16 protein-coding genes are annotated in these 23,741 nt (G+C 70.5%); 12 read left to right on the top strand and 4 right to left on the bottom strand.

The genetic code is table 11. From position 1 onward, the window contains the following. Positions 1-198 precede the first annotated feature (198 nt). Positions 199-4,080 carry an ABC transporter substrate-binding protein gene (locus HEB94_RS54045; protein WP_192755763.1) on the top strand — a complete coding sequence of 1,294 codons (3,882 nt, stop codon included), beginning with the start codon at positions 199-201 and terminating at the stop codon, positions 4,078-4,080. A gap of 59 nt (positions 4,081-4,139) precedes the next feature. Here HEB94_RS54045 and HEB94_RS46540 read toward each other — a convergent pair whose 3' ends face one another. Continuing rightward, positions 4,140-5,084, bottom strand: coding sequence for a UDP-glucuronic acid decarboxylase family protein (locus HEB94_RS46540; RefSeq protein ID WP_192755762.1), 945 nt, complete (start codon positions 5,082-5,084; stop codon positions 4,140-4,142). Between the two features lie 204 nt (positions 5,085-5,288). Here HEB94_RS46540 and HEB94_RS46535 point away from each other — a divergent pair, with 204 nt between their 5' ends. Next, positions 5,289-6,815, top strand: coding sequence for a sugar transferase (locus HEB94_RS46535; RefSeq protein WP_192755761.1), 1,527 nt, complete (start codon positions 5,289-5,291; stop codon positions 6,813-6,815). Positions 6,816-7,247: 432 nt separating this feature from the next. Here the strand turns inward: HEB94_RS46535 and HEB94_RS46530 are convergent, their stop codons facing one another. Next, the gene (locus tag HEB94_RS46530; protein ID WP_192755760.1) at positions 7,248-8,384 is read right to left on the bottom strand and encodes an LCP family protein; all 1,137 of its coding nucleotides are present in this window, start codon (positions 8,382-8,384) and stop codon (positions 7,248-7,250) included. 491 nt (positions 8,385-8,875) lie between these two features. Here HEB94_RS46530 and HEB94_RS46525 point away from each other — a divergent pair, with 491 nt between their 5' ends. The 4 genes from HEB94_RS46525 (at position 8,876) to wecC (ending at position 12,489) form a co-directional block, all read left to right on the top strand. After that, positions 8,876-9,427 (top strand): heme-binding beta-barrel domain-containing protein, encoded by a 552-nt coding sequence (locus HEB94_RS46525; RefSeq protein WP_337918456.1) that lies wholly within the window; start codon positions 8,876-8,878, stop codon positions 9,425-9,427. A 74-nt stretch (positions 9,428-9,501) separates the two neighbouring features. Further along, on the top strand, positions 9,502-9,984 hold the full coding sequence (locus tag HEB94_RS46520; RefSeq protein ID WP_192755759.1) for a Fur family transcriptional regulator: 483 nt from the start codon (positions 9,502-9,504) through the stop codon (positions 9,982-9,984). A gap of 94 nt (positions 9,985-10,078) precedes the next feature. After that, a complete protein-coding gene (gene ygfZ, locus HEB94_RS46515) occupies positions 10,079-11,113 on the top strand; it encodes a CAF17-like 4Fe-4S cluster assembly/insertion protein YgfZ (RefSeq protein WP_337918455.1) in 1,035 nt (344 codons plus the stop codon). Positions 11,114-11,226: 113 nt separating this feature from the next. Then, the gene (gene wecC / locus HEB94_RS46510) at positions 11,227-12,489 is read left to right on the top strand and encodes a UDP-N-acetyl-D-mannosamine dehydrogenase (RefSeq protein ID WP_337918454.1); all 1,263 of its coding nucleotides are present in this window, start codon (positions 11,227-11,229) and stop codon (positions 12,487-12,489) included. Between the two features lie 64 nt (positions 12,490-12,553). On the opposite strand, the gene wecB is transcribed toward wecC, so the two are convergent. Then, positions 12,554-13,711, bottom strand: coding sequence for a non-hydrolyzing UDP-N-acetylglucosamine 2-epimerase (gene wecB / locus HEB94_RS46505; RefSeq protein WP_192755758.1), 1,158 nt, complete (start codon positions 13,709-13,711; stop codon positions 12,554-12,556). Between the two features lie 259 nt (positions 13,712-13,970). On the opposite strand from wecB, the gene HEB94_RS46500 reads away from it, so the two are divergent. Further along, positions 13,971-14,906 carry a WD40/YVTN/BNR-like repeat-containing protein gene (locus HEB94_RS46500; protein ID WP_192755757.1) on the top strand — a complete coding sequence of 312 codons (936 nt, stop codon included), beginning with the start codon at positions 13,971-13,973 and terminating at the stop codon, positions 14,904-14,906. A 16-nt stretch (positions 14,907-14,922) separates the two neighbouring features. On the opposite strand, the gene HEB94_RS46495 is transcribed toward HEB94_RS46500, so the two are convergent. After that, positions 14,923-16,347 carry a polysaccharide biosynthesis tyrosine autokinase gene (locus tag HEB94_RS46495; RefSeq protein ID WP_192755756.1) on the bottom strand — a complete coding sequence of 475 codons (1,425 nt, stop codon included), beginning with the start codon at positions 16,345-16,347 and terminating at the stop codon, positions 14,923-14,925. 158 nt (positions 16,348-16,505) lie between these two features. Between HEB94_RS46495 and HEB94_RS46490 the strand changes: the two genes are divergently transcribed. From HEB94_RS46490 to HEB94_RS46470, 5 genes are all read left to right on the top strand, one after another. Beyond that, entirely contained in the window at positions 16,506-18,338 is a 1,833-nt protein-coding gene (locus HEB94_RS46490; RefSeq protein ID WP_192755755.1) for a polysaccharide biosynthesis protein, read from the top strand. A 98-nt stretch (positions 18,339-18,436) separates the two neighbouring features. After that, the gene (locus HEB94_RS46485) at positions 18,437-19,624 is read left to right on the top strand and encodes a glycosyltransferase family protein (protein ID WP_192755754.1); all 1,188 of its coding nucleotides are present in this window, start codon (positions 18,437-18,439) and stop codon (positions 19,622-19,624) included. Beyond that, positions 19,621-20,937 carry a lipopolysaccharide biosynthesis protein gene (locus tag HEB94_RS46480; RefSeq protein ID WP_192755753.1) on the top strand — a complete coding sequence of 439 codons (1,317 nt, stop codon included), beginning with the start codon at positions 19,621-19,623 and terminating at the stop codon, positions 20,935-20,937. Before HEB94_RS46485 ends, HEB94_RS46480 begins: the two co-directional genes overlap by 4 nt. Beyond that, a complete protein-coding gene (locus tag HEB94_RS46475; protein ID WP_192755752.1) occupies positions 20,930-22,426 on the top strand; it encodes an O-antigen polymerase in 1,497 nt (498 codons plus the stop codon). Before HEB94_RS46480 ends, HEB94_RS46475 begins: the two co-directional genes overlap by 8 nt. Further along, a complete protein-coding gene (locus HEB94_RS46470) occupies positions 22,423-23,631 on the top strand; it encodes a glycosyltransferase family 4 protein (RefSeq protein ID WP_192755751.1) in 1,209 nt (402 codons plus the stop codon). Before HEB94_RS46475 ends, HEB94_RS46470 begins: the two co-directional genes overlap by 4 nt. Positions 23,632-23,741 lie beyond the last annotated feature (110 nt).

Raw genomic sequence — 23,741 nt, 5'->3', positions numbered from 1 at the left:
CCGGGCGCCGGATGCGCATCCGTCCGCACGACCCCGATCATGATCACCGACGTGATCAGGGGCAGGTCATGATGGGAGATGATCAAGTGGACCAGGTGACCGGGCGGGTCGTCTGAGCCGAGTGGGTCGGCCGGGACGAGCGGGTCCGGCGGTGGACGAGCGGGCGGGGGCGAAGGCTTGGATCCGGAGATTGGTCTGGTGGGCCGTACGGACACGCTCGCCGTCATCGAGTTGCTGGTCGAACGCCGGCCCCGGCAGCCGCTGCCCATCGTGGTCGCCTACGGCCCCGGCGGCAGCGGCAAGACCGCCCTGCTGGACCAACTTCGGCGCCGGCACGGCGAAGGACCGGTCGCGCGGGTCAACCTCGACGACGCCGGATCGAGGTCGTGCCGTGAGGTGCTGGACGTCATCGCCACCGACCTACGTGCCTACCGCCATCCGCAGTTCGGCCGGCTGAAACTCCCGCGCTACTCCCTGGCCCGGGCGGCCCTGACCGCCGCGGCGCACACCAGCACCGCGAACGCCGGCTCCGCCGCGCACACAGGTTCCACGAACGCCGGCACCACGAACGACACGACCGCGGGCCCCGACACGGGCTCGACGCGGGACGACGACGATCCCTATCGCCGTGCCCGCCACTTCCTGGTCAACCGGCTCACCGGCCTTCCCCTGGTCGCGGACGCGGTCTCCTCTGCCGCCGACGCGGCCCCCGCCACCCGCGGGCTCGGCCGGCTGATCCAGCCGCTGCTGCGCTGGCTCGCCAGCTTCGCGGTGATGGCACCCTGGTTCGCCCGGTGGTTGTTCAGCCCGACGTTCGGTGCGGTGACCCGCTGGTACGAGCGTGAGGCGGCCGAGCCGATCTTCGGGTTACACGGCAGTAGTGCGGACGCCGTCGTCGTCGCGATCTGGCGTACGGCGTCTCTGGACGACCGGCGCGAGGCGCAGCGGCTGGACCGGCTGCTCGTCCGTGCCCTGGTCGCCGACCTGCGTGCCGCCTACCGTCGCCGCAGGCACCGCAAGGTCAACTGTCTGCTGCTGCTGGACGGCGCCGACCTCATGGGCGAGGTCGGCTACACGCTCTACCCGCGCGGCAGCGACGAGCCGACCCCGCCGGCGAGCGACCTGCTGGAGCTGCTCGCCGAGGCGCGGTTCGAGACGCCGGACCTTCCGCTGCTGGTGGTGGCGACCAAGCAGCAGGCGAGCCCGGACGACGCGCACCGCTCCGACCTGCTCGGCCCGGTGGGCGCGGACCGCCCCGAGGACCGTGCGGCCCGCTCGGCGCGAGCGATGTACGCCCAGTGGCGGCGGACCTTCGAGGGCGCGCAGAGCAGCGACCGGAGGGCGCTCGACGCCGCCTACCTCCCGGTCCAGCTGAACTCGTTCACCCTCGAGCAGACCCGGCAGTTCCTCGCGCTGTGGAACCGCCAGCTGTCCAGCACGGTCGAGTCGGAGGTCCTGGTCGAAGAGCTGCACGAGGTGACGCGCGGGCACCCGCTCGCGGTGCGGCTCGCCACCCAGGTCGTGGACCGGTCCTACCGCCGCACCCGCGTCGTTCCCTCCGTCCGGGCGACGTTCAACGAGTACGTCCCAACCGGCGAACCGACCGCGGCGCCGAACGACACCGTGAGCGAGTACCTCCTGCTGCGCTTCCTGCAGCGCTTCCGCGGCGGTGAGGACGCGCCCGAACGGAGCCAGACCAGATGGCTGCTGGCCCGGTTGGCCGCGCCACGGCAACTCGACATCGCCACCATCGAACAGCTGGTGCCGGGACGGCCGGCGGGTGACCTGTGGGATCGCCTCGCCGTCCTCAGCTTCACCACGAGGTGCGGCGAGGCGCTCGTGCTGCATCCACTGTTGCGTGACCTGCTGGTCGCCGACCTGACCGGGCAGGTCGAGGCGGAGGGCCGGCCGTCCTACGCCGAGGTCCACGAACGGCTCCGGGACCACTACAAGGAACTCGGCCAGCACGCCGACTACCTCTACCACGCGCTCGCCCTGGGCGACTTCCAGCTGGTCGCGTCCCGACTGGACGGGCGGATCAAGCACGGCGACCCGCACTGGCTCGACGAGCTCGACCTCGTGGCCGAGGCGCCGATGTCGGCGAGCAGCCGGGTCGGCATGGCACAGAAGCTGCGGGATCGCATCCAGCTCATCGGCGGGCCTACCGGCGACGCGATCGGCAAGCTGTTCCGCTCCGACCTGCGGCTGCGGCTCGAGACGCTGGTGATGGCGACCTGGCAGCTCCACTCCTGCACGAGCACCGTACGCCGGACCCCCGAGCAACTCGGCAAGGCGCTGGACGCCCATCTCCTGCTCAGCGAGCACGTCGAGGCGGCACTGGAGGAACGCCTCGCGCGCTACCGCCGGCTTCGCCGCGCGGCCGAGGAGTCCCGGCCGGCGGCGCGCGCGCCGGACCTGCCCGACTACTGCCGGCCCAACGTCGTCCGCCGCTACCCCAAGGTGCGGCCGCCTCGACACACCCTGCGCCGGCTCTCGACTGTCATGGTCCTGGTCCTGCTGGCCGGGTACGCCGGGATCTACGCCCGCCACACCGCTCTGCGCTGCAACCCGTTCCCGATCTGGCAGGTGCGCCCGGTCGTGCAGGAGCTGATGGATCCGAGCCGGTCGCTGACCAAGCGCCCGCGCGAGGAGTGCATCGGCGTGTCCGACCGGCGGGGCGGCTTCAGCTACGGCCAGGACCACCTCACCCCTGACGAGACCGAGGTCGCGGAACTCAACCGGCTGATCAGCCAGCAGAACGAGCGGGTGATCGAGGAGACCGGGGCCGGCGACGCCAAACGGACCTACGCCACGGTCGTGGTGGCCACCATGCTCAGCTCCGCGGAGGAGGGACCGAAGCGGGACCTGTCCGCGGGTGTCAACGAGCTCCGGGGCGCCTATCTCGCCCAGCGGGAGTGGAACCACTTCGACACGCCCGTCCACATGCCGAGCGTCCTGGTCCGCCTGGTGCTGGCGAACTTCGGAGGCAACTCCGCCCGGGCCGAGGAGGTCGGCAACCAGATCCGTGAGCTCGTGGACCGGGACCCGACGGTCGTCGCCGTCACCGGCATGGGCCAGACGCGGGACACCACCGTGGCGGCGGCCGAGCAGCTCGGGATGGCGCGGATCCCGATGGTGGGTTCGGTGGCGTCCGGCACCAACTTCGTCGGCAAGCCCTTCTTCCTGCGCGTCTCGCCCTCCAACGAACGGCAGGCGCAGGTCGGTGTCGACTTCGCCGCGAGCGACCCCCGGCTGAGCGACCGGGATCCGTTCATCATCTACGCGAGCGGCGACCGCTACAGCGAGGACCTGACCGACAAGTTCGCCAAGGCGTTCGAGGTCGCCCCGGCCGGGACGCGCCCCCGGTCCGGCAAGCCGGTCCTGATGAACTACGCGGCCGACGAGCCCAGCGAGATCGCGCAGGCCCTGCAGCAGCGGGTCAGCCAGGTGTGCGCGCGGTCGAAACGCCCGCTGATCGTCTACGCGGGGCGCAGCAACGAGATGCCGACCCTGCTCGACGCCCTGAGCCGCAGCGACTGTGGGGACCAGGCGGTGATCCTCGGTGGCGACGACCTGTCGCAGCTCGAGACGGCGGAGTTCGCCGACCTCGCCGGCCGGGAGAGTTACGTCGCCGGCCGCGTCTTCTTCACCACGTTCGCGCCGACGTTGGACGGCTGGCGGCGGATCGGCGGCGGGACGGTCGACCCCTCCGTACGTGCCTTCTTCACCGAGTACGCACAGCGCCAGCGCGACCCCGAGGCGAGCGGGAAGGTGTTCCGTACCGCACCGAACGGCCACATCATGCTCGCCTACGACGCACTCCGCCTGGTCATCGACGGCGTCGAACGGGTCCAACTGGCCGGGCGGCCGCTCACCCGCGACACGTTGTTCGAGACGCTCCGGCGTACGACCGGCGCCATGGCCTTCGAGGGCGTCGGCGGCCGGGTCGACTTCGGGGTTCCCGAGTCGGTCGTCCCGACCGTCGGCGCCGAGCCGAAGGACAAGCTGGTCGTCGTCCAGCGGATCATCGCCCGCGGCGCAGGGTTGACCTCGGACTACCAGTTCAGCGAGGGGTCGTAGGGACCGCCTTCACCGCGAGCCGACGAGCGAGGACGTGGCGGGCGAGGACGTGGCGAGGCTCAGACGAGCTCGGGGTGAGCCTGGAACCACGCGATCGTACGCCGCAGCCCCTCCTCGACTGCCACCTTCGGCTCCCAGCCGAGCACGTCGCGCGCCCGGGTGATGTCGGGCTGCCGGACGCGGGGGTCGTCCTGCGGGCGGGGCACGAACACGAGCTCCGACGTCGAGCCCGTCAGATCGCGGATCCACTGCGCGAGGTCGAGGACGGACAGCTCGTGGGGGTTGCCGAGGTTCATCGGGCCGGGGTGCTCGGCGTGCGCCATCCGCAGGATGCCCTCGACCGTGTCGTCGACGTAACAGATGGAGCGGGTCTGGCTGCCGTCGCCGGCGATGGTGATCGGCTCGCCCCGCAACGCCTGGCGGACGAAGGTCGGGATGGCCCGTCCGTCGTTGGGGCGCAGCCGGGGACCGAAGGTGTTGAAGATCCGGACGATCGCGGTGTCGAGTCCGTGCGCCGACCGGTAGGCCATGGTCAGCGCTTCGGCGAACCTCTTCGCCTCGTCGTAGACGCCGCGCGGACCGATGGGGTTCACGTTGCCCCAATACTCTTCCGGCTGCGGATGCACCAGCGGGTCGCCGTACACCTCCGAGGTGGACGCCAGCACGAACCGGGCGGACTTCTCCCGAGCCAGGCCGAGCGCGTGCAGCGTGCCGATGGAGCCCACCTTGAGGGTGTCGATCGGCAGCTGGAGATAGTCGATGGGAGACGCCGGCGAGGCGAAGTGCAGAACCATGTCGACCTGGCCGCCGACGTGCACGTAGTCGCTCACGTCGCACCGGACCAGCCGGAAGCCGCCGTGCTCGATCAGGTGCGCGACGTTCTCGGGCCGGCCGGTGAGGAAGTTGTCGAGGCAGACGACCTCGTAACCCTCCTCGAGTAGGCGCTCGCAGAGGTGGCTTCCGAGGAAGCCGGCACCTCCCGTGACGACTGCCCTACGCTTCATCGTTTTGCACCTTTCGTGCATTTTTTTCCGGGTCTGCCGTCGAATGCTACGACCATAGGGTCTACGGTGTGCGATGGCTACTCTTCGGCAGCCTCCCACCCTGGTCCATGTGGTTCCCAAAGTTGTGCGGCATCGGGGGCAACGCAATGGCCCCGTGGTACGTAATACGCCTAAAAGCGTTCAGGGCGACGGAAAAGATCACACATGGTGACGTTGAAGGAACACGACACGCGTCGCGGGCAACCGCCGCGGGAGGCAGCGCCGCCACCGGCGCTCTTGGACCGTGGGGCGCCCGCGCGCGCCATGACGCTGTTCGCCACCGCGGTGCTGGCCCTTGATGCGCTCCTCATCATGGCTGCGACCCTTGGCGCGGCCATCTACCGATTCGGTGGGGTTGGCTCCCACATCGCCGGCGCCTGGCGCGGGAGCAACCTCGGCGGTGTCACCTACACCACGGTCGCCATCGTGGTGACCGTCGTCTGGATCGCCACCATCGCCGTACGGGGTGGCTACTCGCCCCGCACGTTCGGCTCCGGCGCCGAGGAGTTCAAGCTCGTCGTCAGCAGCACCGTCGTGGCCGCCGGCCTCGTCTCGATCTTCTGCTACCTCGGCAAGATCGAGTTGTCGCGCGGCTTCCTCGCTGTCGCGTTCCCGGTGGGCGCCGTCTTCCTGCTGGTCGGGAGGTTCAGTGCCCGCAAGACGCTGCACTGGCTGCGCAGGCGCGAGCACCTGGTCCATCGTGTCCTGTTGGTCGGCATGCCGGCCGGTGTCGCCGAACTCCTCGAGGTGATGCGGCGCGAGCCCAAGAACGGCTTCGCCGTGGTCGGTGCGTGCCTGCCCCGCCTGTCCAAGGACCCCGGCGACGAGGTGGCCGACCACGAGCTACCGATCCTCGGCTACCTCGACGACGTACGCTCCGCCGTCGAGCGCTCCGGTGCCGACACCGTGGTCGTGAGCGCGCTGCCCGGACGCTCGTCCCGGCTGCTGCGTCGGCTGTCCTGGTCCCTCGAGGGCCTCGGCGTCGACCTGGTCGTCGTACCCAGCCTCACCGACGTGGCCGGTCCGCGGATCCACCACCGTCCGGTCGCCGGGCTGCCGCTGCTGCACGTGGAGGAGCCGGAGTTCACGGGCGTACGCCGGATCGTCAAGAGCATCTTCGACCGGCTCGGCGCGGCCGTCATCACCGTCCTGGCGACGCCGTTGATGATCGTGATCGCGCTGGCCATCAAGCTCGACGACGGCGGCCCGGTCCTGCTCCGCCAGACCCGGGTCGGGGTGCACGGCACGGAGTTCACGTGCTTCAAGTTCAGGTCCATGGTCGTCGACGCGGAGCAGCGCCTCGCCGAACTCCAGGCCGCGAACGAGCACGACGGCGTTCTCTTCAAGATCCGCAACGACCCCCGGATCACGCGGGTGGGCAAGGTCATCCGCAAGCTGTCCCTGGACGAGGTGCCCCAACTGTTCAACGTCCTACGCGGTGAGATGAGCCTGGTCGGCCCGCGGCCGCCGCTGCCGAGCGAGGTCGAACGCTACGCCGAGGACGTCCGCCGCCGGCTGCTGGTCCGGCCCGGCATCACCGGCCTCTGGCAGGTCTCCGGTCGCTCCAATCTCTCCTGGGACGACTCCGTACGCCTGGACCTCTACTACGTGGAGAACTGGTCCCTGTCGACCGACCTGGTGATCCTCGCCAAGACCGTCGGCGCCGTCCTCGGACGCAACGGCGCCTACTGACGTCCGTCCAGCCGGTCCCGCCCGGACCTCGTGACCGGGGCGGGACCGGCTGTGGCATTTCTGGCCCCCGCCGCGGCGGACGGATTCCCGGTCCGCCGCGGGTGTGGATCCCCGCGGCCCCGCGGTGTGCGGCTCCGGTCGACCGGCGGTCTCCCCGTCTTCCCTGGTTCTCCACGCCGACGGGGCGGCACCCCACGAGCAAGGGGCGGAACCCCGCGACGATGCGGCGGCACCTCGCGAGCACGGGAGGCACCCACGACGATGGCGCGGCACCCACGACGATGGCGCGGCACCCACGACGGTGGCGCGGCACCCACGACGAAGGGTCCGGGTGCCGCTCTATGACGAAGGGCCCGGCACCCACGACGGGTACCGGGCCCTTCCTCCGCGTCCTGGTCGTCGACCGGCGGACGCGTACGTCGAGTCAGGCGCTCAGCGAACCTGTTCCCCGAGCACGTTGTCCTTGCCGTTGTCGGTGAGCCACTCGCCCACCTTGTCCCCGCGGATCGCCGCCCACAGCGTGTCGCACTTGTCCTTGTCGAGGTAGACGACGGACTGGCTGCCCTCCATGCCGGTTCCCTTGGTAGGGGCGGTCATGAAGGTGACGTTGCTGCCGCGGAGATCCTTCATCTGCAGCGCGAGGGTCTGCATCTGTCGGGTGGTGAACTCCTCGTCGACGGAGAGGTTCTGGGTGATCGCGTCGAGTGCCCGCCCGAGCTTCAGCGGGTTGCTCAGGGTGCCTTCGGAGAGCGTCTGGCGCATCAGTCCGCGCAGGAAGTTCTGCTGACGGTTGATGCGGTCGAAGTCGCCGTTCTGCAGGTGCTTGCGCTCGCGCACGTAGTCGAGCGCCTCCTCACCGGTCAGCGTGTGCGGGCCGGCCTCGTAGTACTTCCCGCTCGCGAACCGGGTCGACTGGTGGAAGTCGAGCTGGACACCGCCGAGCGCGTCGGTGAGTGCCTTGAACCCGGTCCAGTCGATCACCGCCAGGTGGTCGATGCGGAGTCCGGTGAGCTTCTCCACGGTCTGGATGTAGAGCGGCGGTCCGCCGTAGGAGTAGGCCGCGTTGATCTTGTTGGTGCCGTGGTCGGGAATCGCGACCCACGAGTCACGCGGGATGGAGATGAGGTAGGCGGACTTACGGTCGGAGGTGATGTGCAGGACCATGATCGTGTCGCTGCGCTGGCCGCCGTCCTCCCAGTTGTCGCCCTTGCCGGCACCGGTGGTGCCGCCCCCGGCGTCGTCGGTACGAGCGTCGCTACCGGCGAGCAGGATGTTGATCGCGTCGGCGCCCTTGCCCACGGGCTTCTTGGGCCGCTCCGCCTCCGGCAGCTGGGAGAACGCCGGGACGCGGGAGACCTGGTTGCCGAACTTCTCCGACAGCATGTATCCGGTCAGGACCACGCCGCCGCCCAGAATGAGGACGAGCGACAAGAGGATCAGCAGAGTCGTCTTTGTCCGACTCCTCCGCTTTCGGCGATGACCGGACGGCGTTCGGTCGCGTGGGGGCTCGTCATCCTCGTCGCGCAGGTGAATGGAGCGCAGCCCCTCGTCGGTGCGGTAATCACTCATAGCGTTCCCGTGTCCTCGTACCCCGTGAGCGGCGGGCGAGTAGCCCCGTCCCATGGACGTCGTTCAGTAGCCAATGACGCGCGACAGGCCACGCCGGTTGTCTTTTGGAGCGCATTACCCGGTTTGCTGGGTGAACCTCACCTAACTTTGCCGAGCAATATCGTACGCGGACCGTAGCAGCGCTTCGCCCGTGATCGATCAGACGGGAGGAGCGTCACGGCTTGGTGCACTCGTCCATTTTGTCCGCTAACCGCTGGCGTGTACATCCGGGGTTCCAGGGCTGCCCGACGCCTACCTCGGGGCAGGCCCCGAGCACGCGGTGTGTGGCCCTTCGGCGGCCGCGGCTTCCCGCTGACGGCCCGCGATCGGGTGGGGTGAGGGGCCTCATAAACTCGGCGGCGTGTGGGAGAGGGTGTTCGCGGCCGTGCTCATCGGCGCCGTGACCGCCGTCGGTGTGGGTGGTATCAGGCTGCTCCGCCGGCTCCTGCGCGGTGCCACCGACCTCAGAGCAGGAGTTGATCGACGTGCCGGCGCCGGCGCCGTACCAGATCCCGAGCGATCTGCACCCTGACTGCGTCAAGTTGGCGTTCCTCCTCGGCCGCTGGGAGGGCAAGGGTCACGGTGACTACCCGGGCATCGAGCCGTTCACCTTCGGCCAGGAGGTGGTCTTCAGCCACGACGGCAAGGCCTTCCTCTATTACACGAGTCGCACCTGGCTGCTCGACGAGGAAGGCACCGCGGTGCGGCCCCTCGCGATGGAGACGGGCTTCTGGCGTCCCCAGCCCGACGGTGGCCTCGAGGTCGTCCTCGCGCATCCGACCGGCGTGGCCGAGGTGTGGTACGGCAAGATCGAGGGCGCCCGGATCGAGATCGTGACGGACCTGGTGGCCCGCACCACGACGGCGAAGGAATACACCGGCGGTCAGCGCCTCTACGGCCTGGTCGAGGGATCGCTGATGTGGACCTTCGACATGGCCGCGATGGGCCACAGCCTGCAGTCGCACCTGTGGGCCAAACTCGAGCGCGCCGACCTCCCGAGCTGAGCGCGGCGCCTCGCGGCGCGGATCCCCGTTCGTCAGTAGCCGTACCGGGGGCGGCGGGCCCTAGACTTTGCGTGATGGGTGATTCGCGTAACGACGATGCGTCCGGCGACGCGCTGCATGACGAGCTGCGCGCTCGCGGTTACCGGCTGACCCCTCAACGTCAGCTGGTCCTCGATGCCGTCGAGGGCCTCGGGCATGCCACACCCGAAGAAGTGCTAAACGCCGTCCGCCAGAAGGCGCGCGGCGTCAACATGTCGACGATCTACCGCACCCTCGAACTGCTCGAGGAACTCCGGCTGGTGAGCCACGCCCACCTCGGCCACGGCGCGCCGACCTACCACGCGGCCAGCACCGCCGACCACGCCCACCTCGTGTGCCGGACCTGCGGGCGGGTGATCGAGGTGCCGCCGCAGATGATCGAGTCGCTCGCGCGGACGCTGCGGGAGCAGTACGCCTTCGACACCGACGTACGCCACCTCACCGTGTTCGGGGAGTGCGTGGATTGTCGCGAATGCTCGGCTGAGGGCGCGGCGAAAAACGCCTCGTCCGAGAGCTGACGAGGCGTCCGCCCTGCGCGAAACCCCGGCCACCGCGTTTCCCACCCGCACCGGTCATCACCGACCTCGCGGGGGAGGCCGTAATCTCGAACCCGTGACCTCCACTTCGGCCCAGGCCCAGCCCTACGCCAGCCCGCTGCTCGAGCACCCGGGCGCGGTGTCGGCCGATCCGCCGGACGCCGGCGTCGCCGCCCACTACGGCGAGCCGCTGCCCGAGCAGCGCCGCCTGGTCCGGGACCGGGCCGGGTTCGTCGACCTGTCGCACCGCGGCGTGGTCAGGCTGAGCGGCCCGGACCGGCTGTCCCTGCTCCACGCGCTGACCACCCAGGACTTCGAGCGCCTCGCGCCCGGCACCTCGGCGGCGGCACTCGTCCTCTCACCGCACGGTCACGTCGAGCACGCGCTCGCGGGCGTCGACGACGGCGAGGCGTTCTGGATGCACGTGGAGCCGGGGAGCGCGCCCGAGGTGGCGGGGTTCTTCGACTCGATGCGCTTCCTGATGCGGGTCGAGGTCGCCGACCTGACGCAGGAGTACGCGGTCGTGTGGGAACCACGCGCCGCGACGGAGGGCGAGGCCACCGACGGCGGCCCGCTGTCCCGGTCCGGACCGGAGTCGCTGGGCGGCCGCGAACTCTTCCTGCCACGGGGAGCGCTTCGGGACTACGCCGACTCCGCCGGTGAGCCCGCCGGGGTCTGGGCCTACGAAGCCCTGCGTATCGCCGCGCACGTTCCGCGGATGGGGTTGGAGACCGACCACCGCACGATTCCCAACGAGGTCGGCTGGCTCGGCTCCGCCGTTCACCTGGACAAGGGCTGCTACCGCGGGCAGGAGACGGTGGCGCGCGTCCACAACCTCGGCCGGCCGCCGCGCCGGCTCGTCTTCTTGCACCTCGACGGTTCGGTCGACCGACTCCCCGGCCACGGCGCGCCCGTGACCGAAGGAGACCGCGAGGTGGGCTTCGTGACCAGCGCGGCCCGCCACTTCGACCTGGGGCCGGTGGCGATGGCGCTCGTCCGCCGCAACGTCGCGGTCGACGCCACGCTGCTCGCGGACGGTGTGGCCGCGGCGCAGGAGGTCATCGTCGACCCCGAGGCCGGACTGCACGTCCGGGCGCAGCGGACCCGCTGAGCCAGAGGCTCACCAGCTCTTCGCAAAACGGCCAAGCCGGGCACGTTCCACCCCGTCGGTCCGGGCCGGTACGCTCGCCTTTGTCCACGTACCGACATCGAAAGTGCCCTACGGTGAGCCCAGTAGTGCGGAAAGTGGCCGTCGTAGGCCTCGGATACATCGGGCTGCCGACCGCGGCCGCCCTCGCGTCCCAGGGTGTCGAGGTGCGTGGTGTCGACATCGACCCCGACACCGTGCGCGCCGTCAACCGCGGTGAGGTGCGCTTCGTCGAACCCGACCTGGCCGGCGCCGTCGCGGGTGCGGTCGCGTCGGGGCGGCTGCGCGCCTCCCAGGAGGTTCCGGTCGCGGACGCCTACGTCATCGCCGTTCCGACGCCGTTCAAGGCGGACCGGCAGGCCGACCTCACGTTCGTGCGTGCGGTCGCCGAGGAGATCGCTCCGCGGCTTGGTCCCGGCACGCTGGTGGTCCTCGAGTCGACCTCGCCGCCGGGAACGACGCGCCAGGTGAGCCGATGGCTGGCCGAACTCCGCCCCGACCTCGTCTTCGCCCACGAAGGGGCCCGTGTGGTCGACGTCCACGTCGCCTACTGCCCCGAGCGCGTACTCCCCGGCCGGATCATGGTGGAGATCGTCACCAACGACCGGGTCGTCGGCGGCCTCACGCCGGCCTGCGCGCAGCGGGCCGCCGAGCTCTACCGCACCTTCACCCAGGGCGCGCTGCACCTCACCGACGCCGAGTCGGCCGAGATGACCAAGCTCGCCGAGAACGCCTACCGCGACGTCAACATCGCCTTCGCCAACGAACTCTCCCTCGTCAGCGACCAGCTCGGCGTCGACGTGTGGAAGGTGATCGAGCTCGCCAACCGGCATCCCCGGGTGCAGATCCTCGCGCCCGGCCCGGGGGTGGGTGGTCACTGCGTCGCCGTCGACCCGTGGTTCCTCGTGTCGTCCGCGCCGGAACATGCCCGTCTGATGCGCACCGCCCGGGAGGTCAACGACGCCCGGCCCGCGCACGTCGTACGCCAGATCGTCGCGGCCGCGCGGACGCGTCCGGGCGAGCCGGTCGCCTGCTTCGGGCTGGCGTTCAAGGCCAACATCGACGACCTGCGGGAGAGCCCCGCCGTCGAGGTGGTCCAGGCGGTGGCCGCCGAGCTGACCGACGTACCCGTGCTGGTCGTCGAGCCGCACGTGCGCGAGCTGCCCGCGAGCCTGGCGATCCACGACCAGCTGCGGCTGGTCACGGCGGCGGAGGCGCTGGACCAGGCCGGGGTGCTCGCCCTGCTGGTCGACCACGACGCGTTCACCGCGATCGAACCCGCCCGGCTGGCGGCCGCGGCGGTCGTCGACACCCGTGGCCGCTGGCGACAACGGCCCTGACCAGGCACCCTGCTCGCGGGCCAGACCCCAGGACGTCAGGCGCCGGGAAATCAGGTGCGGTGAATCAGGCGCCGGGGAAGTCGGGCAGTCGCAGGCCGAGGCCGAGCAGCTCCTCGATGGCGGCCACGCTGCGTTCGGCGGCCTTGCCGTCGCCGTACGGATTGACCGCGGCGGCCATCCCGGCGTAGGCGCGTTCGTCGTCGAGCAGTTCGAGCATCGCCTCGCGGACCACGGAACGCCGGGTGCCGACCAGGCGGACGGTCCCGGCGGTGACCGCCTCGGGACGCTCGGTGTTGTCGCGGAGGACGAGGACGGGCTTGCCGAGGCTCGGCGCCTCCTCCTGGACGCCACCGGAGTCGGTGACGACGAAGTGGCAGGCGCCCAACAGCCGGGCGAACTCGGCGTAGGACAGCGGCTCGGTGAGCAGGACGTTCGGCTCGTCGGCGAGCTCGGCCTCCACCACCTCCCGCACCACCGGGTTGCGGTGGACGGGGAACACGAAGTCGACGTCGCGGTGCGCGGCGGCGACCTCGGCGACGGCCCGGACCGCCTCCCGCATCGGCTCGCCCCACGACTCGCGGCGGTGGGTCGTGACGACGACGACGCGGCGGGAAGCGGCGGCAGCAGCCGAGGTGAGGCGTTCGAGGCGGGCGTCGGAGTAGGGGTGTTCGCGCCCCGCGACCTCGAACAACGCGTCGATGACGGTGTTTCCGGTGACCACGACCGACGTCCGGGGCACGCCCGCCGCCTCCAGGTGAGCCCGGTTGGTCGAGGTCGGCGCGAGGTGCAGGGTGGCGAGTTCGGTGGTGAGCCGGCGGTTGATCTCCTCCGGGAACGGCGCGTAGCGGTCGGCCGTGCGCAGACCCGCCTCGAGATGGACCACCGGGACCTGCTGGTAGAACGCCGCGAGCGCACCGGCGAACGTCGTGGTCGTGTCGCCCTGGACGACCACCGCGTCTGGTGCCACGTCACGGACCAGCGGGTCGAGCCCGGACAGTGCCCGCGTCGTCACCTCGGCCAGCGTCTGCCGGTGGGTGAGAATGGCGAGGTCGTGGTCGGGTTCGATGCCGAACAGTGCGTGCACCTGGTCGAGCATCTCCCGGTGCTGCCCGGTCACCGCGACGATCGGTTCGATCGCGGTCGACGCGGCGAGAGCCTTGACGACGGGAGCCATCTTGATGGCTTCGGGTCGCGTTCCGTAGACGAGCATGACGCGTGCCACGGTCCGGGGCACCCCTTGGAGTCGTTGCTTCGCGGCCGCTCGGTCGTTGGAGAGGGTGTCGTGTGCCGAACCGGGATGGCCGCCGGGACGGCCGTCAGGCTAACGGGTCCCCATACCGCTCCAACAGCCTGTTCGGGTCGCCACCTGCCGGTCGCCTCGTCCATACGGTGACGACGTCCAGGACGGCTACGGTGGGCGTCGCTCCTGAGCACACCCGGATGAGGTGTCGGCTTCCGACATCGCGGGCAAGGAGGACCACATGGCGCGAACGGGCAAAGTGGCGATCGCCGGGCTGGCGGCCATGGTCGTGGTCGATGCGGTGTTGGTGGCGATGGCGGTGCGCCATGTACGCGGTGGGTCGCCTGACCTGACCGACGTCGTGGCCACACCGCTTCCCACCTCGACGTCCCGGGAGGGACCCGCGGGGCGCCCGACCACCCGGCCGACACCGACGCAGTACGCCGCGCGGGTCGTCGTCGACATCGGCTCCGGCGACGCGGTCGCCCGAGCCCGGACCGGCACCTGCGGCAGGGGCGGCGGGACGGTCGAGTTGTCGCGCGACGGCGGCGAGACCTTCGCCCGCACCAGTGTCCCGGGCGCGCAGGTCATCCTGCGGGTCGCCGCCTCCAACATCGACAGGACGACGGTGATCGCGTCCGACGCGAAGTGCGGCGCGCTGTCGACGTACCAGACGACCAACGGCGGCGGTACCTGGAGTCAGTCGGACGGGTCCGCGGGAAGTTGGCACCGGGTCGCGAAGGCGGCGGCCAGTCTCCACGCGCCCGAGGGCGACGTGGAGGTGCCGTGTGCGGGCGGCGGCGTCGTCACCGGGTTCAGCACGCTCACCAACAGCCAGGTGTTCGCCCTGTGCGCGAAGGGCACGGTGCTCGCCACCAGCGACGCCGGGGAGAGCTGGGAGCAGCGGGGGACCGCGGCCGGTGCCGACGACCTCGACTTCGTGGACAGCCAGACCGGCCTCGCGGCCGCCGTCGGCGACAGGTCGTGTGCCGGCGTGGCGATCCTGCGTACGGTCGACGGCGGGGAGACGTGGACGCGACGCGCGTGCGTGAAGAGCGCGCAGTCAGCACTCCCGGACATCTCCGCGGACGCTTCCCGCGCCTACCTCGCCCAGGGGGCCACGGTGTGGTTCAGCGCGGACGGCGGTGCGACCTGGGCGGTGCGGGCTCGCGGCTGAGCCGCTCCGCTCCGCCTCACCGGGTCGGTGCGCTGGCGCGAACCCCCACACCGTCCCGGGACGTCGAACGCCGGCGGCCACCCTCGGGGGTGTAGCCGTAGCCGTAGCCGTAGGTCATCGCGTCCGGCCCCTTCGCCGGTGCCATGTTGAGCACCGTGCCGAGGAGCCGGGCGTCGACCTTCGTGAGGTTGCCGACGGCGGTCTCGATCTGGTCGGTGCTGGTCTTTCCGTGTCGTACGACGATGACCGCTCCGTCGGACATCCGCGCCAGCAGCGCGGCGTCGGTGACCGGCAGCAGCGGTGGCGCATCGATGAGGATGACGTCGGCGCGGCGTTCGAGCTCCCGCAACAGCAGCTCCATCGCCCGCGACTGGAGCAGCTCGCTGGGGTTGGGTGGCAGCGGCCCGCTGGCGAGGATGTCGAGTGGGATGTCGCCCCAGGGCTGCAGCGCGTCCTCGGGCGCGATCCGGCCGATCAGGACACTGGTCAGGCCGACCGCGCTCTCGACCCCGAGGTACTCCGCGAGCTTCGGTCGGCGGATGTCGCCCTCGACCAGCACCACTCGCTGGCCCGCCTGCGCGAGTGTCAGGCCGAGGTTGCAGGTGGTGGTGGTCTTGCCCTCCGAGGGCACCGAGCTGGTGATGACGATGCGTTTCGGGTGCCGGTCGACGTCGATGAACTGCAGGTTGGTGCGCAGCTGCCGGAACGCTTCGGCCCGAGGTGAGCGCGGTTCCAGATGGACGACCAGTGGATTGGCCTGTGCCTCGGCGTCGTGGGAGATGACGCCGAGGTTGGGCGCACCCGTCCGCGCGGTCAGCGCCTCCGCCGTCTTCACGCTCGTGTCGAGCACCTCACGCAGGATCGCGATGGCGACGCCGAGGACCAGGCCGGCGAGCAGCCCGAGGGTGAGGGTACGGCTGGGCTGGGGGGCGACGGGTTTGGCGGGCAGGGTCGGCGCGTCGATGACCGTCGCCTTGATCGGCGAGGCCGACTGCGCGTTGGGCCGCTCGAGCTCCTTGACGAAGGTGGCGAACTGCGCGGACACGGCGCTGGTGAGTTGCTGGGCGCGCGCGGGGTCGGTGTCGGTGACCGTGATCTCCAACAGGACGGTCTCGGGAAGGACCCGGGCGGAGATCTTGCTGCCGAGCGTCGCGGGCGACATCGACAGGCCGAGCTCCTCGATGACCCCGCGCGTGATGGCCTCACCGCGCACGAGGTCGGCGTAGGACCGGGCCCGCTGCTGGGAGAAGAGGCTGCCCTGGTAGGCGCTCACGGCCGAGTCGTCCGTCGGTGTGACGGTCACGAACAGGGTGGCCTTGGACGCGTAGGTCGGGGTCGTGCGCAGCACCATGATCGCCGCGATCGCCACCGTCAGGGTGGCGCACAACACCAGGATCATCCACTGCTTGCGGATCACTCCGAGGTACTCGCGCAGCTCCACAGGGAGCAACCTTCCTGCTGGTTCGCCAACTCGTCGGGCGCCACGAGTCTGGCATGCCGGACATGCTGCATGTGTGACAAGCCTCGCAGCAATCTCGGGTAACGTCTCGCCCAAAGCCGGACAGACTATTGCAGATATCCCATGGAAGGGGCGGTCTCGTGTCGCAGCGCGGCGTCGGCTCGTTACCGAGCGTGCCGTGGGCTAGGGCAGGACTGACGGTCAACGACGTCGTGGCGTGGGTACTTTCCCTCGGCCTCGCGACGCTCTTCCGCTATGACGGGGACCTCGACCGTATCGACACCCGGGGCCTGCTCGTGGTGACCGTGCTGGCCTGCGTCCTGCAACTCGCGGTCGGTTTTCTCGTCAAGCTCTATCAGGGCGGATACCGCACGGCGAGCTTCGACGAGGCGGTGATGATCGCCGCGGTCGGACTCGTGGTCGGCGCGTCGCTGCTCATCCTCGACCTCGCGGTTCATCCGAGCAGGCTCGTGCCGCTGAGCGTGCCGTTCGGTGGCACCGCCGCCGCGGTGCTCGGCATGGTGACGACCCGCGCGATGATCCGCGGCCTGCTCGAAGGGACGGCGCGTCCCCGGGAGGGCGCCCGCACCCTCGTCTTCGGCGCCGGCGACGGCGGCCACCAGCTGATCCGGTCGATGATGACCGACCCGGCGAGCCCCTATCTCCCGGTCGGGCTGCTCGACGACGATCCCGGCAAGCGTCACCTGCGGATCAGCGGGGTTCGGGTCTGCGGCACCCGGCACGACCTCGTCGAGGTGGCCCGCAGGCTCGGCGCCGAGGTGCTCGTGGTCGCCGTACCCAGCGGACGGGCCTCGCTCTACCGCGAGGTCGCCGTGGAGGGACGCCGCCGCGGACTCGAGGTCAAGGTGCTTCCGGAGCTGTCCGAACTCCTCGCGCCCGGCCACATCTCCATCCGCGACGTCCGCGACATCGACGTCTCCGACCTCCTCGGCCGGCACCAGATCGACACCGACATCCAGGCGATCGCCGGCTATCTCACCGGCAAGCGGGTGCTCGTCACCGGCGCCGGCGGCTCGATCGGCGCCGAGCTGTGCCGGCAGATCTCGCGGTTCGAGCCCGCCGAACTCATGATGCTCGACCGCGACGAGTCCGCGTTGCATGGCGTCCAGCTCTCGATCGAGGGACGCGCCCTGCTCGACACCGACGCCGTCATCCTCGCCGACATCCGCGACAACGACCGGGTCATGTCGATCTTCGAGGAACGCCAGCCCGAGGTCGTCTTCCACGCGGCGGCACTCAAGCACCTGCCGATGCTCGAGCAGTACCCCGAGGAGGGGTACAAGACCAACGTGCTCGGGACCACCCATGTCCTCGAGGCGGCCGCGAAGGTCGGCGTCGAACGCTTCGTCAACATCTCGACCGACAAGGCCGCCAACCCGATCAGCGTTCTCGGCCGCACCAAGCGGCTCGCCGAGCGCCTGACCGCCCACTACGCCCACTCCGTGCAGGGCAACTTCCTGAGCGTGCGGTTCGGCAACGTGCTCGGCAGCCGCGGCTCGGTGCTCACGGCGTTCACCAGGCAGATCGCCGCCGGCGGGCCGGTGACGGTCACCCACCCGGAGGTGTCGCGCTACTTCATGACGATCCCGGAGGCGGTCCAACTCGTCATCCAGGCCGCGGCCATCGGCCGGGGCGGCGAGGCGCTGGTGCTCGACATGGGTGAGCCGGTGCGCATCGTCGACGTCGCCCGGCAGCTGATCGAGATGGCCGACGCCGACGTCGAGGTCGTGTTCACCGGCATGCGTCCGGGGGAGAAGCTGCACGAGGAACTGCTCGGCGAGGAGGAGGTCGACGAACGACCGTTCCATCCACTCATCTCACACGTGGCGGTGCCACGGCTCGCGCCGGGAGAGGTGGAGTACGCCGACATACTCGGGCAGGCCCGGGATGACCTGTTAGTCTGCGCCGACGGTGACCCACACATCTCCTCTGACGTGCAGTCCTCCAACTGACGCCCGAGCCTGGTCGCCGCGACCGACGGTGTTCGACGAGCGCGACGGCCGGCCCCTCCAGAGTCCGACGAATGTGCAGCCACCACATGGATGAGGGAATGACCGCCAGCTCCGCACCGACACCCGCCACGGCCAGGCGACCCAAGGCGGTGCACGTGTCGATCGTGCACCGGTCCACCGACATCCGGATCTTCCACAAGCAGTGTCGTTCACTCGCCGCGGCCGGCTACGACGTGGTGCTCTACGCCCGCACCGACCAGCCCTACGACGAGGCGGGCGTCAGCGTACGTCCGGTGCCCGAGCCCCGCTCCCGCGCGGCCCGGATGACGGTCGGCGTCTGGAGCCTGTGGGCACCTCTGCTCGCCCACCGCGCCGACGTCTACCACTTCCACGACCCTGAGCTGATCCCGCTCGGCCTGGCGCTACGGGCCCGCGGACGCCAGGTCGTCTTCGACGCCCACGAACCCCTCCCGTCGCAGATCATGGCGAAGCACTGGATACCCGCTCCGCTGCGACCACTCGTCGCGCGGATCACCGAAGTGCTGGTGCGCGTCGCCGGACGTGGCATGAGCGCCGTGGTCGCCGCGTCACCGCTGGTCGAGGGCGTCTACGCCGGGGCGAAGCGACTCGTCGTGGTCAACAACTTCCCGATCCTCTACGACGACGTCTCCGCCGAGAGCCACCCGGACATCCCCTACGACGAGCGGCCGCGCGGCATGGTCTACGTCGGAGGCCTCTCCGATCTGCGCGGGCTCGCGAGCATGCTCGAGGTGGCCCGCGTCGCGGGAGCGCGGCACGGGGAGAAGTTCACCCTCATCGGCCCGTTCATGCCGCCCGAGCTCGAGGCGCGGCTCTCCGATCCCGGACTCGCCGACGTGATCGACTACGTCGGCGTCAAGAAGCCCGCCGAGGCTCGCCGCCTCGTCAGCGAAGCACGGGTCGGGCTGATCCTGCAGATCGGTCCGGAGGCGTACAAGAAGAACCTCCCGACGAAGATGTTCGAGTACATGGCCGAGGGGCTGCCGGTGGTCGCCTCCCACTTCCCCCTGTGGAAGGGGATCCTCGACGACGCCGGCGCGGGCGTGACCGTGCCGCCGGAGGACGGCCAGGCCGCCGCGGAGGCCGTCTCGCGGCTGCTCGGCGACCCGAAGGAGGCCGCGGCGATGGGTGAACGCGGCCGGAAGGCCGTCCACGAGAAGTACTCCTGGGAGCCGGAGGCCCGGACCCTCCTCGCCCTCTACGACAGTCTGCTTCCCCGCGAGATCGCGGCCGCCAGGACTAGATGAGCCACGTGAGACGGACGGCGTCGCGGGCCGCCGGCACCACCCGGGCGGAACGGCCGGCCCGGGCTGGTGCCCGTCGCGGTGTCGTCGAGATCGTCCTCGGCACCGTCCTCGGACAGGGCCTGCTCGCCATCGCCTCGCCGCTGCTGTCCCGGCTCTACACCCCAGCCGACTTCGCGCTCCTGCAGATCTTCACCGGCGTCGTCTCGATGGGTGCCGTCCTCGCGAGCCTGCGACTGGAACTCGCCATCCCCCTGGCCCGCGACGTTCGGGAGACCAGGGCGGTGCTGCGCGCCGGGCTGTTCGGCACCGTCGTGGTGGCCGTGCTCGTCTGGCTCCTCGGACTCGCCACGGCCGGACTGTGGGCGGTCGGGACCACCCTGGTCGACCTACGCTCGTCGTGGTGGCTGGTGCCGCTGACGGTGGCGGCGATCGCGGTGTTCCAGCTGGTCAGTGCCGTCCTCGTCCGCGCCGAGCGCTACCGCGACATCGCCGGTCGAAACGCCGTCCAGGGCGTCGGTACGGCCGCCGCCCAGATCGGCCTCGGCCTGGCCGGCACGCGTCCCCTCGGTCTCCTGCTCGGCATGAGCATCGGTCGGGCCGCGGGGCTGGTCTCGATCGCCCGCAACGGCCTGTTCCCCCGCGCCGCCGGCGAGCCTCGCACCCGCGTGACGGCGGGTGAGATGGTCGCGGCGGTCTCGCACTTCCGCAGGTTCCCCCTGCTGACCACCTGGGCCGCGCTGCTCAACAACGCCGGCCAGTACGCGCCGTACCTCGTCTTCACCCTCACCTACGGCCAGAACCCCACCGGCTACCTCGCGTTCACGACCCGGCTGCTCGCGGTGCCGGTCACGGTGGTCGGGCAGGCGGTGGCGCAGGTCTTCCTGGGCCGGGGAGCGAGCGCCCAGCGGGGAGCGACCGGCGAACTGCCGCGGCTCACCTGGCTCGCCGTCCGCCGCCTCGCCCTCCTCGGACTCGCACCGGCGGTCCTGCTGTCCGTCATCGGGCCATGGGTGTTCGGCTGGGTGTTCGGTGGGCAGTGGGAGCGGGCAGGGCAGTACGCGCAGGTGCTGGCCGTGGCGTTCCTCGCACAGTTCGTGGCGAGCCCCATCTCCAACGTCTTCAACCTCGTCGAACGCCAGGGCCTCGCCCTGGTCTGGGAGGTCGTCCGGCTGGCCCTCGTGATCGGCGCGCCCTGGCTCGTCTTCGCACTGGGAGGTTCCGATCTGGCCGGGGTCGCTGCCTACGCGGGCGTCCTCGTGTTCTCCTATGGGGGTGTCCTCGCGCTGGTCTGGTGGGTCCTCCGCCGTGCCTAGACGTCAAGCACCGCCGGACGCTCCGCGCATCGGACGTAACGGCGTCATCTGGCTCGCCGTCTACGCCGTCGGGCTCGCGGTCTGCCACTACTTCGTGATCGCTCCGCCGTTCGCCTACCTCGGGTTCGAGAAGGTCCCACCCAACCCGCTCGTCGCGCTGGTGATGATCCCGACCTACGTGCTGTGCGCGCGGCGGCTGCCGGCGTCGTGGGAGCGCCCGTCCGCGATCGTCTACTGGATGCTGTTCCTGGTCGTGGTCGCGCCGATCCACGTGCTGCCCGTGTTCACGACCGACCTGTCCACACCGGTCTGGCTGATGGTCGGCGGCGTCGCGCTGGCGTTCTGGCTGCTGGGCGGCATCTACTCGGTGCCGTTGGCCTCACTCCCGCGCCCGGTGATCTCCCCCCGCCTGTACTGGCCGGCATACTGCCTGGTCTGGCTCGGCCTGCTCGCCGTCGTCGTCGGCTACTACGGACTGCAGTTCCGACTCGTCTCGCTGTCGGAGATCTACGCCATCCGCGACACCTACCGGGAGTCCTTCGACCAGGTGCCGAAGTTCGCGCGGTACGCCATTCCCTGGCTCGGGAACGTCGTCGCCCCGATCGCGATCGCCCGCGGCCTGATGACCAGGCGGTGGAGCTGGGCGCTCCTCGGCGTGGCGACCGAACTGTTCCTCGTCTCGATCACCGGCTTCAAGCAGCTGCTGTTCTCCTCGATCCTGGTCGCCGGCGTGGTGATCCTGGTCAAGACGACCGACATCCGCCGGCTCGGCTACCGCGTGGCCGCGCTGGTCGGCTGCGGGGTCTTCGCGGTGACGACCTACGACTTCGTCACCAACGGGTTCAGCCTGTCCTCGATCCTGGTCCGCCGGCTGGTGCTGACCACCGCCATCAACACGAAGTACCACTTCGAGTTCTTCCTGGACAACCCGAAGGCGCACCTCGGCTACGGTCTGCTGGCCCGCTGGGTCGACTATCCGTACGACCTGTCACCCGCGTTCCTCATCGGTCAGGTCTACTACGGCAACCCCGAGACCAGCGCCAACGCCAACATCTGGGCCGACGCCTACGCCAACTTCGGGTTGATCGGCGTCTTCGCGTTCACCGGCATCCTGGCGCTCGTCCTGCTCTTCGTCGACAGCGTGGCCCGCGGTCTTCCGACCGGCCTCGCGATCGGGGCGTTGGCCCAGTCGGCGTTCAGCCTGTCCAACACCGCGATGCTGACGGTCTTCCTCACCCACGGCATGCTGCTCGCGATGGTCCTCGTCTACCTCATGCCCTTGGGCGACGGGCAGCCGAAACGCCCGCCCCCGCTGCAGCCCCGACATCGGGGCGGCCGGCAACCCGTGGCCCCGGACCCTGCCGGCGACGGCGACCTGCCCCACCCGGCCGGTCCGCCGTCGGTCCCGGCGCCCGCGGAGAGTCCTGACGGCACCAGCCCCATGCCGGCCGCTCGTCCAGAGAACTCAGGGAGCGAACGACAGCCATGACCCATGGACGCACCCGACGTGTCCTCGTCCTCAACCACTTCGCGCTGCCCCGGTCCCAGGGGGGTGGGACCAGGCACGTCGAGCTGTTCGGGCGGCTTTCGGGCTGGTCGCACCTCATCGTGGCCGGCAACCGCAACAACAACACCCAGCAGAAGTTCGAGAGCACCTCACCGGACTTCGTGACGGTGCCGGTGCCGAGCTACGCCTCCAACGGCGTCGGCCGGATGCTCAACTGGGCGACCTACGCCGTGGCGGCGCTCTCGGTCGGGTTCCGGCGGCCCCGCCCCGACGTGGTCTACGCGTCCTCACCGCACCTGCTGACCCCGCTGGCGGGCTGGGTACTCGCGAAGGTACGGCGGGCCCCGCTGGTCCTCGAGGTGCGTGACCTGTGGCCGCGGTCGATGGTCGAACTCGGCTACCTCGCCGAAGGGTCCCACCTGCACCGCGTCCTGGTGGGGCTGGAGCGGTTCCTGTACCGCTCCGCCGACCGGATCGTGGCCGTGGCGGCGGGCTGGGAACGCCACTTCGCGTCGTTCGGCGTCCCCGCCGAGAAGGTGATCCTTATCACCAACGGCGCCGAGCCCGACGACTTCACTCCCAAGCTGACCCGGGACAAGGCCCGCGCCCAGCTCGGGGTGGACGGGTTCGTCGCCGTCTACGCGGGCGCCCACGGGCCCGCCAACGGGCTCGACCTGATCCTCGACTCCGCGAAACAGCTCACCGACTGCACGTTCCTGCTGGTCGGAGACGGTCTGGACAAGGCTCGGCTGGTGGCCAGGGCACGGGAGGAACGCATCGACAACGTGCGCTTCCTCGACGCCGTGCCCAAGGAGAAACTGGCCGACGTCTTCGCCGGGTGCGACGCCGGCCTGCACACCCTCGCCCAGGCCGAGCTGTTCAAGGAGGCGATGAGCCCCAACAAGCTCTACGACTACATGGCCGCGCGTCTGCCCGTCATCACCAACGTCGGCGGTGAGCTGGAGCAACGGCTCATCGCCGCGGGCTGTGCCGTGCAGGGCTCGCCCCCTTCCGGCGAGTCGTCGCTCCCCAGCCTGGCGGCGGCGATCCGCAACCTCGCGGACCGGTCCGTGGACGAGCGCGCGACGATGGGCGCGCATGGTCGCGATTATGTGGAGGAGCACGCCTCACGTACCGTGATGGCTGCACGCCTGGAGCAGCTTCTCGACGACGTCGTCCGGAAGTAGGGGCCCAGGCGTCGAGCCGATGCCGCCAGTCGGGAGGGAGCTGCTTCGCAGGTGCGCTCTGGCCAGGCGAGATGGCTGCGCCGGCCCCGCGCCTTCCGGTGTGGAGGTGT

Origin of the sequence: Actinopolymorpha pittospori (genome assembly GCF_014873875.1) — a bacterium.
GTDB lineage: Bacteria > Actinomycetota > Actinomycetes > Propionibacteriales > Actinopolymorphaceae > Actinopolymorpha > Actinopolymorpha pittospori.
This window is presented reverse-complemented; position numbering and strand designations above follow the sequence as displayed.